Raw genomic sequence first — 17,359 nt, forward strand, 5'->3', positions numbered from 1 at the left:
ACCTGCCGACCGGTCCTTGCCGCCGATCAGTCCAGGTAGTCGCGCAGCACCTGGGAGCGGGACGGGTGGCGCAGCTTCGACATGGTCTTCGACTCGATCTGGCGGATGCGCTCACGGGTGACCCCGTACACCTTGCCGATCTCGTCGAGCGTCTTCGGCTGGCCGTCGGTCAGGCCGAAGCGCATCGAGACCACGCCGGCCTCGCGCTCGGACAGGGTGTCCAGCACCGAGTGCAGCTGCTCCTGGAGCAGGGTGAAGGAGACCGCGTCGGCCGGGACGACCGCCTCGGAGTCCTCGATCAGGTCACCGAACTCGCTGTCGCCGTCCTCGCCGAGCGGGGTGTGCAGCGAGATCGGCTCGCGGCCGTACTTCTGGACCTCGATGACCTTCTCGGGGGTCATGTCGAGTTCCTTGGCCAGCTCCTCCGGGGTGGGCTCGCGGCCCAGGTCCTGGAGCATCTGGCGCTGGACGCGGGCCAGCTTGTTGATGACCTCGACCATGTGCACCGGGATGCGGATGGTGCGGGCCTGGTCGGCCATGGCGCGGGTGATCGCCTGGCGGATCCACCAGGTGGCGTAGGTCGAGAACTTGTAGCCCTTGGTGTAGTCGAACTTCTCGACCGCACGGATCAGACCGAGGTTGCCCTCCTGGATCAGGTCCAGGAACAGCATGCCGCGACCGGTGTAGCGCTTGGCCAGCGAGACCACCAGGCGGAGGTTGGCCTCCAGCAGGTGGTTCTTGGCCCGGCGGCCGTCCTCGGCGATGATCTCCAGCTCGCGCTTGAGCTTGGGGGCGAGCTTGTCGGCGGCCGAGAGCTTGTCCTCGGCGAACAGGCCGGCCTCGATGCGCTTGGCGAGCTCGACCTCCTGCTCGGCGTTGAGCAGCGGGACCTTGCCGATCTGCTTGAGGTAGTCCTTGACCGGGTCGGCGGTGGCACCGGCGACGGCCACCTGCTGGGCCGGCGCGTCGTCCTCGTCGTCGTCGGAGAGGACGAAGCCCTGCGACTCCTCCTCGGGCTCCGCCTCCTCGCCCGCCTTGTCGCCGGGCAGTGCGACGTCCTCGAGCAGCTCCTCCTCGCCGATGAGCTCCTCGTCGCCCTTGCCGGCCTTGGCGCTGGTGGTCTTCTTGGCGGCGGTCTTCTTGGCGGGCGCGGCGGTCTTCTTGGCCGCGGCCTTCTTGGCCGGTGCGGCCTTCTTCGCCGCAACGGCCTTCACCTCGGTGACGACCGTGGTCGTCTCCACGACGGTGATGTCGGCGGACACGGTGGGGGCGGGCGCCGCGGCGGCGGCGACGGCCGGAGCCGCGACGGGAGCGCCGGGGGCGATCCGCACGGGCGGCTTGGTCGGGGCCGACGGAGCGGCCGGGGTCCGGGTGGTGACAGCCTTGGTGGCGGTGCGCTTGGTGGGGCTCTTGGCGGCAACGCTCTTGCGCTTGGCGCCGGCCGGCTCGGCCGCGCTGACCATGAGGTCCACGCCCTCCTCAATCAGCACCTGATTGAGGCTGCGCATGACGTTCTTCCACTTGGTGACCGGGATCTGGTCCGCCTCGAACGCCTGGCGCACGTCGTCACCGGCGATCTGCCCCTGGGCCTTGCCCCGCTCGATGAGCGCCAGCAGAGCCGCGGACTCGGCGATCTCGGGGGGAAGCGAACGGGATGTGCTGGCCGACACGAACAACCTCTCGGACGATGAGTGGACTCGAACCCGTACCGGCCGCCCGAGCGGGCGGGGAAGGAGATCGCGCGTCGGACGCGCGGTGTCGATTCCGACCGACTCGGGCTTGAGGACTGGGTTTGCAGGACGGCAGCAGCGCCGCGGACCAACACAGCATTCTGACATGTTGGAGTATTCCGGAGCTGCTTCCGCTCAGGACACATCGCTGCTACTCGTCAAGTGTTACGCATGGCCTTGGTGTCGCGGGTCACACCGTTCGGTGCCCTCGACCCCGGGCCGGTCATCCATCATCGCGCACTCGCGCCGGAGTTGATTGTCATGCTCGGGGCAGTGGTGGTGCACGGGCAGAACCCGGGCGGCGCACGGGCGGAACCCGGACGGCGCACGGGCGTCCACGCGAAGGCCCTCCGGTTGCGCCGCGCGGTGCGGCGGCCGGAGGGCCCTGGCGGAGCGGCCCGCACCCGGCGGGCCCGCTCGCGGAGAACAGCCCGCTCAGTGCTCCCGGGGAGCGGGGACGGAGGGCTCCAGCTCGGGGTGGACGGTGAGCAGCGCGCGCATCGCGGCCTCGCCCGCGGTGCCGTCGCCGGTGCCCAGCGCGTCCACCAGCCGGGCGTGCAGGTTGACCGAGGACTCGGAGGGCCGCTCGCAGGAGATGGTCGGACCGCCCGAGACCTGCAGCGCGCAGGAGACGATTCCGGACAGGTGCTCCAGCATCCGGTTGCCGGCCATCTGCAGGACCAGCCCGTGCAGCTCGGCGTCGGCCCGGGTGTAGGTGGACAGGTCGGCCTGGGCGGCGGCGTGGCCCATGATCTCGACCAGCTCGACCAGCCGCTGCTGGACGTCCTCCCGGCCGTGGCCGGCGGCGAGCCGGGCGGCCAGCGGCTCGATCGCCCAGCGGAGCTCGAACAGCTCCCGGCGCTGCTCGTCCCGCTGCGGCCCGAAGGCCCGCCACTCGATGATGTCCGGGTCCAGCAGGTTCCAGTCGCTGACCGGACGGACCCGGGTGCCGACGTTCGGGCGGGCGCTGACCAGGCCCTTGGCCTCCAGCACGCGCAGCGACTCGCGGACGACGGTCCGGGACACCTCGAACCGCTGGCCGATCTCCTCGGGCACGAGCGGACGGTCGGCGCCGAGGTCGCCGGAGACGATCATCTGGCCGAGCTGCTGGACCAGCTGGCCGTGCAGGCCGCGGCCACGGCTGCTGGTGGTCTTGCGGCCGACCCGGCCGATGTCGGACTCGGCGCCCTCCCAACGGGGCGCCGGCGGAGTCGGCCGGTCGGCGTACGAGAAGCGGTCCAGGTCGCCGGGGCCGTGGATCGGCCCGTCGGCGGAACGGGCGGGGGTCATGGTGGGGTGCGCAAGGGTACTCACGCCTCCTTTGTCGGCGATCGGCAGGCGCAGCTTGAGAATTCTCGTGAAAAGCACACGAAAGGGTGATCGACCGTGACTGGATAATTGACTTCTTATCAGGAAGAACCGCGCATTGCGGTCACTGCTGGTCGATCTTGGTGGTTCGGGGCGGCGGACCACCCCGGGACGGGCGGTGCCCGTCCACGGGGTGGGGCAGTGGGGTGGGCACCGGGTGGGTCAGAGCGCGCGGCGGCGGGCCTGGACGAGCAGGGCGGCCAGCAGCAGGGCGCCCGCGGGAGCCGCGACCGCCGCGAGCAGCGCCGGGTCCGTCAACGCCGCGCCCCCGGCCGCCGCCTCGCGCGTTCCGCCGTACACCCAGCCGTAGGCCCATTCGACGCCGGACTGGAAGGGCAGCAGCTCCGCCGCCCGGGTCGGCCACGGACGGCCGGTGCGCCGCAGCAGCAGGGCGACACCGGACTCCAGCAACGGCGGCAGCGCACACAGCAGCAGCACCCCGGCGGCGGCGCTGCGGGTCAGCGAGGCGGTCAGCACACCGGTCCAGGCGGCCACCACGGTCAGCAGGACGAAGGCCAGCAGCGCGGCCGGCACCCCGTGCCCGATCGCCGGGGCCAGCGGGGCGAACAGGCCCGGCAGGCCGGCCGGCCCGCCCAGCCCGACGGCGCCCAGCGCCGCGGACGCCCCGCCGGACAGCGCGCCCGGATCGGTCCGGGCCGCCACTGTCACGCCGTCCGGCAGCGCGAGGTGCACGGCCGCCAGGTCGACCAGCAGGGTGGCCAGCGCCAGCAGCGCCGCCACCGGGCCGACCACCAGCAGCTTGGCCAGCAGCAGCCGCACCCGGCGCCCGTACGCCACCAGCGAGGCCGCCAGCCCCGGGTGACGCACCTCGTGGCCGTACGAGAGCGCGCCCAGCACACCGGCGCCGAGCGCCGCGAAGGGCAGCGGGATCAGCGGGACGGCGGCGGTCAGCAGTCGCACCCCGGCCGGGCCGCCCAGCGGGCCGGGCGGGGCCTGGCCGGCCAGGACGGCGGCCACGACCGCGTCGCAGAGCAGGACGGCGGCGAGCAGCAGCCAGGTGGAACGCAGGCCGCGCAGGCGGCGCAGCTCGTAGGCCAGGACACGCACGGTTCACTCGCTCCGGTGGTCGTCGGGGGTGGCGGGGGTCGCAGGGGTCGCGGGGGCGGCGGGGCTGTTGCCGGGGGTGACCCGGCCGAGGCGGACGGTGTCGTCGGTGAGCAGGTCGGCGCCGCTCCCGACGGCGGGCCGCGGCTCGGGCGTGCGCACGGTCACGGGCTCGGTCCGGGTCACTGCCTCGGCCACGGAGGCGGTCGCGGCCGCGGAGGCGGAGGCGGAGGCGGTACGGACCGGCTCGGTGAGGGGCTCGGGGGCCGGGGCGGGCCGGTCGCGGAAGAGCCGCTCCACGGCGACGGCGGGAGCGGACGCGGGGGCCGGCTTCCGGGTGGTGGCGGCGAGGACGGGCAGGGCAGCCGTCACGGCGGCGACCGGGAGCGCCCTGGTGCTCCGGACCGCGTCCTCGCGGGAACGGCCCTCCGAGGCGGGCTCCGGCACAGCGGCTCCGGGGAGCACGGGCTCGTCGGCGGCGGTCGGGTCGACGGCGGTGGGGTCGGCGGCGGGCCGATGGACCGGGGCGGGGCCGGGCTCGGGGCTGGGCCCAGGGCTCGACTCGGGGCCGGGCCGCGGGGCCTCGGCGCCGGTCCCCGCCTCCGGCTGGAGAAGGAGCCGACCCGAGCGGCCGGAGGCCGTCGGCAGGGCGGCGCGGGGCACCGGCTGCTCGACCACCCGGTCGGCCAACTCGTGCAACAGGATCCCGTGGCGGTAGGCGAGTTCACCGATCTCGGTGCGGTCGATGCCCGCCACCGCGATCCCCGCGCCGCCGTCCCGGCGGACCTCAGCGCCCTGACTGACCAACAGGTCCGCGAGTCGTGCCATCTGCGGCCCCCGGACGGCCACTTCGGGGCTCAGCCTGGTCCGGCAGAACTCCGCCACCGGCTGGTCGGCCAGCATCCGGCCGCGGTCCAGGGTCACCACCCGGTCCGCCAGGTGGGCCGCCTCCTGCGGGGTGCGGGTGGTCACCAGCACGGTTCCGCCCGCGACGGCGAAGGAGCGCAGGAAGGAGTGGAACCACTCGACGTTGCGCGGGGACAGGCCCTCGGTGGGCGCGTCGAGCAGCAAGGTGCCGGGATCGCCGAGCAACGCGGCCGCCAGCGAGAGGCGGCGGTGCATCCCCGGGGAGAAGGTGCGCAGCCGCTGTCCGGCGACGGCGGCCAGCCGGGTCTGCTCCAGCAGCTCGTCGGCCCGACGGGTCGGGACGCCGACCGCCGCGGCCAGCATCCGCAGGTGTCCGCGCGCCTTGCGGCCCGGGTTCCCGGCCACCGCCGCGGCCCCTTCCCCGGGGCCCGGCAGCAGCACACCGATCTCGCGCTCGGGGCGGCGGATCCGGCGGTAGGTGCGGCCCTCGAAGAGCGTGACGCCCTGGCCCCGTTCGAGTTCGAGCATCAGCCGCAGCGCCGTGGACTTGCCCGCCCCCTCGTCGCCGAGCAGTGCGGTCACCATCCCGGGCCGGGCGTCGAAGGTCAGATCGAGCACCGCGGGCGGGGCGCCCTTGCGATGGACCTTGGTCAGTCCGGTGATCTGGATCATCGCTGGCTGCTCCCATGCCCTCGGTCGACCTGCTCGACGCCAGCACATTAGGGGTCAGCGCCGCCGATTCCGGGCATTACCGAACCGCCACGGGCCCACCGCCTGCCCACCTCACCCGATCAGGGGACAATCCGATCCTGCGATTCACCGGGGCGGCGGCTACGACGGGCCGCCGGCTGTGCCCCTTCCCGGGTCGGTGGCCGGAGCATCGATGGTCAGGAACTCCGCGGCACCGGGCGGCAGCGGCTGGCCGACGCACTCCCCCTGGTACTCCTCGACGGCGGCCTTGCCCGCGACGGCGGTCTCGGCCAGCTGCTCCTGCTCCGCGCTCAGCCGCTCCTCCACGGAGGCGATGGCCTGCGGGTCGGCGTGCGCGGCCTTGAGGGCGGCCAGCTGCTTCTCGGTGCGCTTGGTAGCGGCGGTGAGGTTCTTGAACTCCGCCACGCTGCTCTCGATGATGCTTCGCTGCCGGGCGCAGTCGTCGATGGCCATCACGGGGCTCCCACAGTTCGAAGGCCTCCGGTCCGGTGACCGAAGCGTCCACGGTCACTGTGCGCCGGTGGCGCCGCACCGGCCTCCGGGCCTGGGCCGTTCGGCGGCCGCGGAAGGAAGCGGGGCGGGACGGGGCAGGGGTGAGCCGGGTCCGGGGGGAGCCGGGTCCGGGGTGACCGGCCGGGGTCGTCGGGGCTCAGGAATCGGGGCGGAGCATCGGCGGGTTGAGGACGGTCGCCCCGCCGGCGGTGAAGAGCTGCGCCGGGCGACCGCCCTGACGGGTGGTCGTGCCCCCGGAGGGGAGGAGGAAGCCGGGGGTGCCGGTGACCTTGCGGTGGAAGTTGCGCGGGTCGAGGGCGACGCCCCAGACGGCCTCGTAGACGCGGCGCAGCTCGCCCACGGTGAACTCGGTCGGGCAGAAGGCGGTGGCCAGGGAGGAGTACTCGATCTTGGAGCGGGCGCGCTCCACACCGTCGGCAAGGATCAGGCCGTGGTCGAAGGCCAGCGGAACTCCGTCGGCCGGGCTCCCGCCGAGGAGTTCGCCGACCGGCGCCCAGCGGGCGCCGCTGGCGTCTCCGCCGGCCCGGGGGGTCGGGAGGTCGGGGGCGAGCACCAGGTAGGCGACGCTGACCACGCGCATCCGGGGGTCGCGCTGCGGGTGGCCGTAGGTGGCGAGCTGCTCCAGGTGCGCACCGGCCGCGCCGGGGCCGACCGCCTCGTGGCCGGGGGCGGAGTGGGCGCGCAGACCGGTCTCCTCGGCCAGCTCGCGGGAGGCCGCCTCGGCCAGGCCCTCGTCCGGCCGGACGAAGCCGCCGGGCAGCGCCCAGTACCCCTGGTAGGGCGGCTCACCCCGTCTGACCAGCAGGGCGCAGAGCGAGTGGTCGCGCACCGTCAGAACCACCAGGTCAACCGTGACAGCGAACGGGGGGAAGGCCGACGGATCGTAGCGCGACATGGCGACGATCATAGTCGTCTCTCTGACGATAAGCACAGGCCCGTGCGCGGAGCGCACAGCAGCCGTACCCCGGCCGTCCGACACGGTTCGCGCACGGGCGGACCCGGCGAACGCGCCCAGCGGGTGGGTGACAGGGGCCGATGTCAGCGGGCGACCAGTTGCAGGTGCGCGGAAGCCTCCTCCACCATCGCCACTCCGATCCGGCTCACCCGCACCGAGAAGGGCTCCCCCGCCACCCGCAGGCCGGTCAGTTCGAGTTCGCCGAGCGGGGCGGTGCTGGCCGGGCGGACCAGGACCCGGCCGCCGGGGACGTCCGGCCGGACTCCGGCGAGTGCGAACACCGCGTGAACGGCTCCGGCTGCGGAGACCGCCGCCGGGCGGCAGGCGGCCGGGTGCGGCACCGGTGGGCAGCCGGGGCTGCGCTGCTCGCCCGCGTACATCTCCGGTAGCCGCCCCTCGAAGTGGGCGGAGGCGGCGAGCAGGCCCTCCAGCAGTGCGCCGGCCTCGTTCTCGTGGCCGGCCTCGGCGAGCCCGGCGATCGCCAGCGCGGTCTCGTGGATCCGCACCGCGCCGCCGCGGTGGCCCAGCGGGTTGAAGCGGGGCGACTTGGCGCTGAGGGTACGCAGGCCCCAGCCGCTGTCCAGCTCGGGCGCGACCAGCCGCTGGGCGAGCAGCCGGGTGTGCTCGCGGTCCAGCAGGCTCTCGTGCCGGCCGCCGTCGGCGGCGAGCCCGGTGTCGAGCAGGTGCACCAGGGAGGAGGCCACGGCGGGCAGCGGCTGGCCGCCCGGGGCCAGCCCGGCGGCGGGGCGGCCGCCGGAGAGGTCGTCGATCCAGAACCGCTCGCGGAAGCGTCCGCGCAGCTCGGCGGCCCAGGCCCGCCATTCCCCGGCGCCCGGCCTGCCGAAGGCCTCCAGCAGCTCGGCGCCGTGCAGGGCGGCGCGGTGGGCCTGCGCCTGCACCTCCGCGCGGGCGGCGACCGGCTGGGCGGCGCGGTCCTCCGCCGGGCGGCCGAGGTCGGTGACGAAGCCGTCGACCAGGCCCTCGCGCAGGGCGGCCAGGGCCCGCTCGGCGGACGGGAGCAGCTCGACCACCTCCGCCCGGGGCAGCCCCCAGCGCCAGGCCTCGGCCAGCACCGTGACGAACAGCAGGGTGGCCTCGGTGGCCGTGCAGGTGGGCGGCAGCTCGGGGCCGCCGTGCCGCAGGGCCCCGGGGAACAGACCCTCGGTGCGTCCGGGGGCGGGGGCGAGCTGCTGACGGCGGGCCAGCGCGCGCAGGGTGCCGGCCGCGAGCCGGGTGCCGAGCGGGAGGGTCAGCCGGGCGGCCCAGAGCGCGTCGGCCGGGGCGAGTCCGAAGCGCCAGGGCGCGCCGGAGGCCGGGTAGAGGTCGGTCGGGCGGTCCGGGTCGGCGAACAGCAGCCCGCCGAGGGCGTCCAGGGAACGGTCGACCAGCAGCGCGGCTCGCGGGTCGTCGCTGCGCACCTCCGGTTCGGCCCAGGGCAGCGGGACGCCGGTGCCGCGCCCGCCGGGCGGGCGCGGGCCGCCGGGGACGCTCTCCAGCTCGGCCCGCAGCTCGACCGACCAGCGGGCGCCGGGCTGGACCTCCAAGTCCCAGCGGAGCACCCCGGCCCCGGCGAGGACGGCGTGCGGCGAGGGCTTGGCCCCGACCACGGCGCTGTGCACCGGGCCGGACCAGCGCAGCCCGGCGGACTGCACCTGGCCGGGCAGGTCGGGCGGGCGGTGCCCGGCGGCGATCTCGGCGACCGGGCCCAGGTCGGTGCCGAGGGCGATCTCCAGCGGCAGCCGGGCGGGCCGGGCTCCGGTGTTGCGCACCGTGACGGTCTCCACGCCGTCCGCGTGGCGCAGCCGCTCGACCGTGAGCGCTGGGTCCGGGTCGAGGTCGCCGGGGAGGCGGACCGCGCCGAGGAAGCGGGCCTGGGCGGCGCTGGTCAGGGTGCCCTGGAGCGGCAGCGGCTCCATCCCGCCCAGCCGCAGCTCCATCCGGGCCAGCACCCGGACGCCGTTGCGGTAAAAGCCGTGCAAACCGTGGCCGCGCAGCTGGCCGTCCGGCCCGGAGGCGGCCATCGCAGGGGCGTTGACGCAGAGCAGCACGTGGTGGACGGCCGGGGGCTGGGGGCGCGGCGGGGCCGCCGGCCGGCCGGAGCCGACGGGTGCGCCTGCGGGCCCGGCCGTCGGGAACTGGTCGGGACGGCCGACCGGTCTGGGCGCGCCGACCACGCTCTCGGCCGGCATGGCCTGCAGTGGCCTCATGGCGGTCACCGGACTCTCCTCCCCTCGGCGGTCCGGTGGCTGTCAGGCCGGTGGGCCGCGAGCATGCTCGATCACGTGCTGGTGGTGCCCGGCCGACGGGCTCGCTCCCGTCGGCGGTGGTGCCGTGTCTGGCCGTACCCGACGGTGGGCCGTGCCATGCGGCGTGCGGTACCGGTCCGGCACCGGCGCTCCGCGCCGTTCGCGTCGGGCGCCCCCGGTCGTGCCCGGTACGCCGTCACCTCCGGGTGCCCCGGGCTGCCGGTGACGCCCCGCCCGTGCCACCCCGTCTCCGCGACCGCCGGACGCAGGGCCCCCGGGGGGTGAACGCCGCGCACCGCCGCCAGGTCACGCCCGCCGGGGCTGCCGCTGGTCGCGCCCGGCCGCCGGACGGTCCCGCCGCCCCCGTCGGGCCGTCACCGGAGGACTTCCCAGGGGCTCGGAGCCGCCCCGGCCCGAGCCGCACTCCGGGGGCGGGGCGCCGCAGGCCGGCCGGTCCGGTGGGCGGAGGCGGTCGAACCGGTGCTCGACCGCGGTCAGGATACGGTGCGGGGGTCGCGGCGCCCGTAGCCGGTGACCCCGCGAACCGCGACGCAACCGCTGTGACCAGCAGAGACCGAGGAGTTGCATGTCCACCGTCAGCCGACTGCCCGGGATTGTCACGACCGACCACGTCTTCGAGGTCCCGCTCGACCACGCCTCCCCGGAGGGCGAGCAGATCGAGGTCTACGCCCGCGAGGTGGTGGCCTCCGGCCGCGAGCGGGACGACCTGCCCTGGCTGCTGTTCCTCCAGGGCGGCCCCGGCGGCAAGGCCGCCCGCCCGCTCGGCCGGGACGCCTGGCTGGAGCGTGCCCTGGACGACTACCGGGTGCTGCTGCTCGACCAGCGCGGCACCGGCAGGTCCACCCCCGCGACCCGGCAGACCCTCGCCCGTCGCGGCGGCCCGCAGGAGCAGGCGGACTACCTCGCCCACTTCCGCGCGGACGCCATCGTCCGGGACGCCGAGCTGATCCGCCACCGGCTGCTCGGCGCCGACCGGCGCTGGAGCGTGCTCGGCCAGAGCTTCGGCGGCTTCTGCACCCTCACCTACCTCTCCTTCGCTCCCGAAGGCCTGACGGAGGCCTTCATCACCGGTGGCCTCTCCGGCCTCGGCAGTTCGGCGGACGACGTCTACCGCGCTGCCTACCCGCGCGTCGTCCGCAAGAACGAGGACCACTACGCCCGCTTCCCGCAGGACGTCGAGGCCGTCCGGCGGATCGCCGCCCACCTGGCCGACTCCCCCGCCACGCTGCCCGACGGCGGGCTGCTCACCGTCGAGGCCTTCCAGGTGCTCGGGATGATGCTCGGCGGCGGCAGCGGCTCCGGAGCCCTGCACTACCTCCTGGAGGAGGCCTGGGTGGAGGGCCCGGCCGGGGCCGAGCTCTCCGACACCTTCCTGGCCGGCGTCCAGGCCCGGCTCTCCTTCGCCGAGGGCCCGCTGTACGCCGTGCTGCACGAGTCGATCTACGGCCAGCGCTCGGTGGACCAGGGCGGCACCGCCTGGTCGGCGGAGCGGATCCGCAAGGAGTTCCCGCAGTTCGACGCCCGGGCGGCGCTGGCGGGCGACGCCCCAGTGCTGTTCACCGGGGAGATGATCTACCCCTGGATGTTCGACACCGACCCGGCGCTGCGCCCGCTCAAGGAGACCGCGGACCTGCTCGCCGCCCGCACCGACTGGCCCGACCTCTACGACCCGGCGCGGCTCGCCGCCAACACCGTGCCCGTCGTGGCGGCGGTGTACCACGACGACATGTACGTGGACACCGCCGACTCGCTGGAGACCGCCCGCGCGGTGCGCGGCCTGCGGACCTGGATCACCAACGAGTGGGAGCACGACGGCCTGCGGGTGAGCGGCGGCAAGGTGCTGGACCGGCTGATCAAGATGGCGCACGGGGAGGCGTAGCACCCTCCCGACCGGTGGGGCGGCGGGCGGTTCAGTGCGCACGGCGGGCTCCTCTCACCGCCTGTCGGGCACCGCGGCAGCGGTGCAGGCCGGTACCGGACCGGACGGCGGCAGAGGCGCAGGCCCCCACCCGGCCGAGGCGCACGCCCCGGGTGGGCCGTGCCCCGGCCGCCGGCCCGCGGCCCGGGGCCGGGATCAGGGCGACCGAGCCCCGGGGCCGACCGGCCGACCCCGGCTCGCCGGACCGGTCGGGACCGCCCGGGCCCTGATCGTCCGGGGCCGGGGCCGGGGTCGAGGTCGGGGTCGAGGTCGGGGCGGCGGCCGCGGAACCGCCCTTCCGCCGCCCGCCCCGGCGCCGTCGGCGCGCCCCGCCCGTCGAACCGGAACGCGGCCCGGGCTCGCCGTCCGGGGCGCGCTCGGCGCCCGGCGGCGCCCCCGGCCCGTCGTCGGTCGCGGGCCCGGAGCCGACCCCGCGCCGCGCCGCCGCCGTGCGCTCCTCGCGCCGCCGTCGCTGGGCCTCGACGGCGGACAGCAGCGCCCCCGGCGACATGCCGTCGTTCATCGACTCGTACAGCAGCTCGGCCAGCAGATAGCCCGGCGAGAGCCGCAGCACGTGGCCGAGCACCACCCGGGCGGTGGCCGTGTCCCCCGCGACCCAGGACGCCCAGGCCAGCAGGGTGAGCGGGGCCACCGCGCAGCCCTCGTACGGCGGGACGGCCCGCCGGGCGAGGAAGCGCCAGAGCCGCTCGGCGGGGGCGAGCTCGGCCGGCCGGACGAACTCGACGCCTCGGTCCCGGGTGAGGCGGTCCCGCAGGGCGAACAGCAGCCGGGCCGCCCGCTCCTCATCGAGCTCCCGGGCACCGGCCGCGAACTCGGCGAAGGCCTGCTCCAGCAGTGCGAGGCCCTGCTCCCGGGAGACCGACCCGGCGAGCGGCTCGGCGCGGGCGAGCGCCCCGCGCTGCGCGGCGTCCGCCGGCGGGCCGACCGGGGCCAGCGCGCCGACGATCGCCTTCCGGCTGCCGCGCGGCACCAGGCCGGCCACCGTCGCGGCGGCGGCCGCCGGGCCCGGATCGGGCCCGCGCCGCACCGGGTTGCCCGCCGGATCGCAGCAGCCCTCCCGGCGACAGAGGAAGGACCACCAGCGGCCGTCCGAGACGCACAGCGACTCCTTGACGGCCACTCCCCGGCGCCCGAAGGCCGCGCGCAGTTGGTCGGCCAGCGGCCGCAGTTCGCCCACCGCGGGCGGGGCATGCGCCGTGACCCGATCCTGGCAGAGGTAGAGGAGCACCTCGAGCGGCCGGCTGCCGTGCCGCTCGGAGAGGGCGACCAGCAGGGCGGCCGTCTCCTCGGCCGCCGCCGGCCAGTCCGCGGGCGAGGCCGGGAGGTCCGCCCGGATGACCCCGCCCTGGTGGAGGTCGGGGCCTTGGAGACCCACCGCGACGATGCTGTCGTCGGGGTAGAACCCCAGGAGGTAGGGCAACAGCTCGGCCATGTCGGCCGGACCGCGCATGAGGACGGGCCGCTGCTCGGAAGCCGGGCCCAGGGACAGGGTGACGTGTTCGTTGTTCATCTCGTTCATGGCCGCAAGCGTGGCCGCAATGCGAGAACGACTCCGACACTTTCTCTTTTCCTGTGGATAACTCGGCCCCCGAATTTTCCTTCGCTCGATCGGAGCACACGGCGGCCACTCCGGAGAGTGAATTTCAGCGGCCGTTCAGCGGATCAACGGATGAAATACACCCGGCCTTCCCCTCCGCCGTCCCACCCGCATTCGCCCCTTGTCGGCGGCATGGGGTTACATCGAGGCCATGCAGCAGCCCGAGTTCCACACCACCGCCACCGCCGACCGCGCCGAGGTCCGGGCGCGGGCCGAGGCCGTCCTGCGCGAGCTGGCCGGCCCCGCCGCCAGCCTGCGCGAGGACCAGTGGACGGCGATCGAGGCCCTCGTGGTCGACCACCGCCGCGCCCTGGTCGTCCAGCGCACCGGCTGGGGGAAGTCCGCGGTCTACTTCATCTCCACCGCCCTGCTCCGGGCCCGCGGCGCCGGGCCGACGGTGATCGTCTCCCCGCTGCTCGCCCTGATGCGCAACCAGGTCGAGTCGGCGGCCCGGGCCGGGATCCACGCCCGCACCATCAACTCGGCCAACACCGAGGAGTGGGAGGAGGTCCAGGCCGAGGTCGCCGCCGGGAAGGTCGACGTCCTCCTGGTCAGCCCCGAGCGGCTGAACAACCCGGACTTCCGCGACCAGGTACTGCCGAAGCTCGCCGCCTCCACCGGCCTGCTGGTGGTCGACGAGGCCCACTGCATCTCCGACTGGGGCCACGACTTCCGCCCGGACTACCGCCGGCTGCGCACCATGCTGGCTGACCTGCCGCCCGGCGTCCCGGTGTTGGCCACCACCGCCACCGCCAACGCCAGGGTCACCGCCGACGTCGCCGAGCAGCTCGGCACCGGCAGCACCGACGAGCACGCCCTGGTGCTGCGCGGCCCGCTCGACCGGGAGAGCCTCACCCTGGGCGTGCTCGCGCTGCCCGACCCGGCGCACCGGCTCGCCTGGCTGGCCGACCACCTCGACCGGCTCCCCGGCTCGGGCATCGTCTACACCCTGACGGTGGCCGCCGCCGAGGAGGTGACGGCCTTCCTGCGCGAGCGCGGCTTCCCGGTGGCCTCCTACTCCGGCCGCACCGAGGACGCCGAACGCCGGACCGCCGAGGCCGACCTGCTGGCCAACCGGGTCAAGGCGCTGGTCGCCACCTCCGCGCTCGGCATGGGCTTCGACAAGCCCGACCTCGGCTTCGTCGTCCACCTGGGCTCGCCCAGCTCCCCGATCGCCTACTACCAGCAGGTCGGCCGGGCCGGCCGCGGAGTGGACCGGGCCGAGGTGCTGCTGCTGCCCGGGCGCGAGGACGAGGCGATCTGGCGCTACTTCGCCTCGCTCGCCTTCCCGCCGGAGGAGCAGGTGCGGCGCACCATCGACGCGCTCGCCGAGGCCGGCCGCCCGCTCTCCACCGCCGCCCTGGAGCCCCGGGTGGACCTGCGCCGCGCCCGGCTGGAGACCATGCTCAAGGTGCTGGACGTGGACGGCGCCGTCCGCCGGGTCAAGGGCGGCTGGACGGCCACCGGGCAGAGCTGGGCGTACGACGCCGCCCGCTACGCCAAGGTCGCCGCCTCCCGGGAGGCGGAACAGCGGGCGATGCGCGAGTATGCGGCGACCACCGGCTGCCGGATGGAGTTCCTGCGCCGCCAGCTGGACGACGAGCAGGCCGTGCCCTGCGGGCGGTGCGACAACTGCGCGGGGCCGCTGCACACCCCGGAGGTCTCCGCGGAGGCACTGGCCGCCGCCCGGGCCGCACTCGGCCGCCCGGGCGTGAGCTTCGAACCGCGCCGGCTCTGGCCGACCGGGATGGACGCACTCGGGGTGCCGTTGAAGGGCCGGATCCCGGCGGGCGAACAGGCGGAGACCGGCCGGGCGCTCGGCCGGCTGTCCGACATCGGCTGGGGCACCCGGCTGCGCACCCTGCTCGCCGACCAGGCGCCGGACGTGCCGGTGCCCGGCGAGGCGGTGGACGCCCTGGTCGCGGTGCTGGCCGACTGGGCCCGCGGCCCCGGCGGCTGGGCCGGGCCCGCGACGGCGGAGGGCACCCGGCTGGAACGGCCGGTCGGTGTGGTGACCATGGCCTCCTCGACCCGCCCGCAGCTGGTCGGCAGCCTCGGCGCGCGGATCGCCGAGGTCGGACGGCTGCCGCTGCTCGGCCGGATCGAGTACGCCGGCGGGCTGCCGCCGCACGGGGCCCGCAGCAACAGCGCCCAGCGGCTGCACTCACTGGCCGGGTCGCTGGTGCTGCCGCCGGAGCTGGAGCAGGCGGTGGCGGCCGCCGGCGGACCGGTGCTGCTGGTGGACGACCTCGTGGACTCGGGGTGGACGGTCACCGTGGCCGCCCGGCTGCTGCGCCGAGCGGGGGCCGGCGCGGTGCTGCCGTTGGTCCTGGGGGTGCAGGGGTGAGCGGGCGGCGGGTTGCCCTCGCCCCCGGGGCTGCCATCACTCGAATGGCCTAACGGAAAGGAGTCGCCAGGGCGATTTCGATCACATCGGAGATCCGACCGGAGAAAGGAGGTCCTAGCGCGCCGACAACGGTTCGACATGCCCTTCGCGTGATGTGGATCAAGGTCGGGCGTCACCCGAACCCCACTCGGGCCGACGTGGAACATATCCGGCAGAACATGGGCTATCGGGTGGCGTTCATCATTTCATCGTTGCCGCTCCGGCCCCGTTGCCCTGAGAATTGGGAGGTACCCGAAATCCGGTCCGCTGGGCCCGCCCTTCGGCGTACCCAGGCACCCGCCTGCCCACGGGCCAGGAAGGAGGATCGTGATCAACGGTATCGACCGAGGTCAGCATCCCCTCTCCGGAGGTTCGGCGCCCAGACGGCTGCTGGACCTGGAGACCTGGACCGCCTCGGGGATCCCGTTGCTGCGCGATCCGCGCGAGTTCGTCCTGGAACTGCACCAGCGTCACCTGCCCCAGCCGGGCACGGTCGTGGTGGCGGTCCTGGACGCGCTCCACCACCTGGCCGCCTCGGCCTCGTTCACGCCCTGGCCGCACGACACCGACGGCTGGCAGCACCGGAACGCCCTGCTGACGCACCTGCGGCGGGTCACCCCGCACGACCTGCGCCAGCCCGAGCCGACCCGGACGGCCGTGCTGCTGCGCTGCCGCGACGGTGCGCCCGGCTGGACGGAACAGGACGGCGCCTGGATGTGGGCGTTGCGGGACGCGGCCGGGCTGCACGGGCTGCGCTGCGGCTCGTACATCGGGCTCACCGCGACGGGCTGGCAGATCCTCGGCGACGGGCGGGGCGGGCGCAATCCACACGCGGGTTCGTGGGCGGACGGGCCGCTGCACATCGTGACGGAGCTGCCGCCGCGGTCGGTGCTCGACGACGCCCCGCGCAGCCAGCGGGCCCGGCAGCAGGCCGCCGAACAGGCCAAGCGGGCCGACGCCCCGCAGCGCTCACCGCAGGCCGAGCCGCCGTGGATCCCGGCGCGGGTCACGGCCGTGGAACCGGGCCGTCGCACCGGCACGCGGTGACCGGTCCGAGCCGCCGGCCACGGGCCACGGGCCGCGAGCAGTACGGACGGGCAGTACGGACGGGTACGCGGACGGGCAGTACGAACGAGCCCGGGCCCGGCACCGTACGGCACCGGGCCCGGGGTGAGGACGACGGTCGGAGCTTCGGTCAGGCCTTGACCGGACGCCCGGGTGCAGCTGCGGACGCCCGACCGACGGCCGGGCCGGCCTCCCCGCACACCAGCAGCAGGGTGTTGGCGCGGCCGAGCGCGTCGGCGTAGGCCTCGGTGGCCCGGGCGGGCGAACCGCCATTGACCACCAGCACGACCACATCGCGGCGGACCGGCCTGGTCAGCGCAGCGTCCGCGTAGAACACGTCGCCGCCCTCGGCGAGTTGCGCCCAGTAGCGCTCCTCGCCGAAGGACAGCTCGTGCTGCTGCCAGGGGTGGGCGTCGCCGACGGTCAGCACCAGGATCTGGCCCGGGTCGCGGCCCGAGTCCAGGAGCAGATCGACCGCGTCGTCGGCGCGTTCCAGCGCCTGCGCCGGGGTGGCCGCGATGCGCTGGACCTCGACCTGCGACGCAGCCGGGGCCGGAGCGGCGGCCGGGGCCGGAGCCGTGGCCGGGCGGCGCGGTGCCGGACCGGGCTTGGGGATCAGGCGCGACGGTCCCGGACGGTCGGCACGCGGCGGTGCCGGACGCGGGGGCGCCGGGCGCGGGCCGGGCACCGGGAGCGGCGCGGCGGCGGTGGTGGTGGGTGCGGTGGCGGGTGCGCCGCCGGTGGCAGGCGCGTGGAGGGCTTGTGCGTCCGACTCGCGGGGGAAGGGAACGCCGGGGCCCGGGAGGCTCTCGTGAATCTCCGGCTCCTCGGGGAAGACAGGCATACCCGGATATCTATCAAATGCCGGTCGAACGCGCACGGGCGCCCCACCCATT

At 75.5% G+C, this 17,359-nt stretch carries 12 protein-coding genes; 3 read left to right on the plus strand and 9 right to left on the minus strand.

Annotated features, from left to right (window positions below):
- Window positions 1-26: 26 nt before the first annotated feature.
- From ACIQWA_RS35150 to ACIQWA_RS35180, 7 genes are all read right to left on the minus strand, one after another.
- Window positions 27-1,676, minus strand: coding sequence for an RNA polymerase sigma factor (locus tag ACIQWA_RS35150; protein ID WP_402489660.1), 1,650 nt, complete (start codon window positions 1,674-1,676; stop codon window positions 27-29).
- Between the two features lie 489 nt (window positions 1,677-2,165).
- Window positions 2,166-3,098 carry a FadR/GntR family transcriptional regulator gene (locus ACIQWA_RS35155; protein ID WP_360237557.1) on the minus strand — a complete coding sequence of 311 codons (933 nt, stop codon included), beginning with the start codon at window positions 3,096-3,098 and terminating at the stop codon, window positions 2,166-2,168.
- Window positions 3,099-3,260: 162 nt separating this feature from the next.
- Window positions 3,261-4,166: a hypothetical protein gene (locus tag ACIQWA_RS35160; protein ID WP_402489663.1), complete on the minus strand. Its 906-nt coding sequence runs from the start codon at window positions 4,164-4,166 to the stop codon at window positions 3,261-3,263.
- 3 nt (window positions 4,167-4,169) lie between these two features.
- The gene (locus tag ACIQWA_RS35165) at window positions 4,170-5,702 is read right to left on the minus strand and encodes an ATP-binding cassette domain-containing protein (RefSeq protein ID WP_402489665.1); all 1,533 of its coding nucleotides are present in this window, start codon (window positions 5,700-5,702) and stop codon (window positions 4,170-4,172) included.
- Window positions 5,703-5,861: 159 nt separating this feature from the next.
- Complete coding sequence (locus ACIQWA_RS35170) at window positions 5,862-6,194, minus strand: hypothetical protein (protein WP_402489668.1); 333 nt, start codon at window positions 6,192-6,194, stop codon at window positions 5,862-5,864.
- A gap of 196 nt (window positions 6,195-6,390) precedes the next feature.
- Window positions 6,391-7,149 (minus strand): NUDIX domain-containing protein, encoded by a 759-nt coding sequence (locus ACIQWA_RS35175; protein WP_375889312.1) that lies wholly within the window; start codon window positions 7,147-7,149, stop codon window positions 6,391-6,393.
- Window positions 7,150-7,292: 143 nt separating this feature from the next.
- On the minus strand, window positions 7,293-9,416 hold the full coding sequence (locus ACIQWA_RS35180) for a glycogen debranching N-terminal domain-containing protein (RefSeq protein WP_402489764.1): 2,124 nt from the start codon (window positions 9,414-9,416) through the stop codon (window positions 7,293-7,295).
- 625 nt (window positions 9,417-10,041) lie between these two features.
- Here ACIQWA_RS35180 and ACIQWA_RS35185 point away from each other — a divergent pair.
- A complete protein-coding gene (locus ACIQWA_RS35185) occupies window positions 10,042-11,355 on the plus strand; it encodes an alpha/beta fold hydrolase (protein WP_402489671.1) in 1,314 nt (437 codons plus the stop codon).
- A 31-nt stretch (window positions 11,356-11,386) separates the two neighbouring features.
- On the opposite strand, the gene ACIQWA_RS35190 is transcribed toward ACIQWA_RS35185, so the two are convergent.
- Entirely contained in the window at window positions 11,387-12,934 is a 1,548-nt protein-coding gene (locus tag ACIQWA_RS35190) for a DUF4192 family protein (protein WP_402489674.1), read from the minus strand.
- A 229-nt stretch (window positions 12,935-13,163) separates the two neighbouring features.
- Between ACIQWA_RS35190 and ACIQWA_RS35195 the strand changes: the two genes are divergently transcribed.
- Window positions 13,164-15,359, plus strand: coding sequence for a RecQ family ATP-dependent DNA helicase (locus tag ACIQWA_RS35195; protein WP_360237543.1), 2,196 nt, complete (start codon window positions 13,164-13,166; stop codon window positions 15,357-15,359).
- Window positions 15,360-15,725: 366 nt separating this feature from the next.
- Entirely contained in the window at window positions 15,726-16,445 is a 720-nt protein-coding gene (locus ACIQWA_RS35200) for a hypothetical protein (protein ID WP_402489677.1), read from the plus strand.
- Window positions 16,446-16,593: 148 nt separating this feature from the next.
- Here ACIQWA_RS35200 and ACIQWA_RS35205 read toward each other — a convergent pair whose 3' ends face one another.
- Window positions 16,594-17,307, minus strand: coding sequence for a hypothetical protein (locus ACIQWA_RS35205; RefSeq protein WP_402489679.1), 714 nt, complete (start codon window positions 17,305-17,307; stop codon window positions 16,594-16,596).
- Between the last annotated feature and the right edge of the window lie 52 nt (window positions 17,308-17,359).

It is taken from the genome of Kitasatospora sp. NPDC098652 (assembly GCF_044760155.1).
GTDB lineage: Bacteria > Actinomycetota > Actinomycetes > Streptomycetales > Streptomycetaceae > Kitasatospora.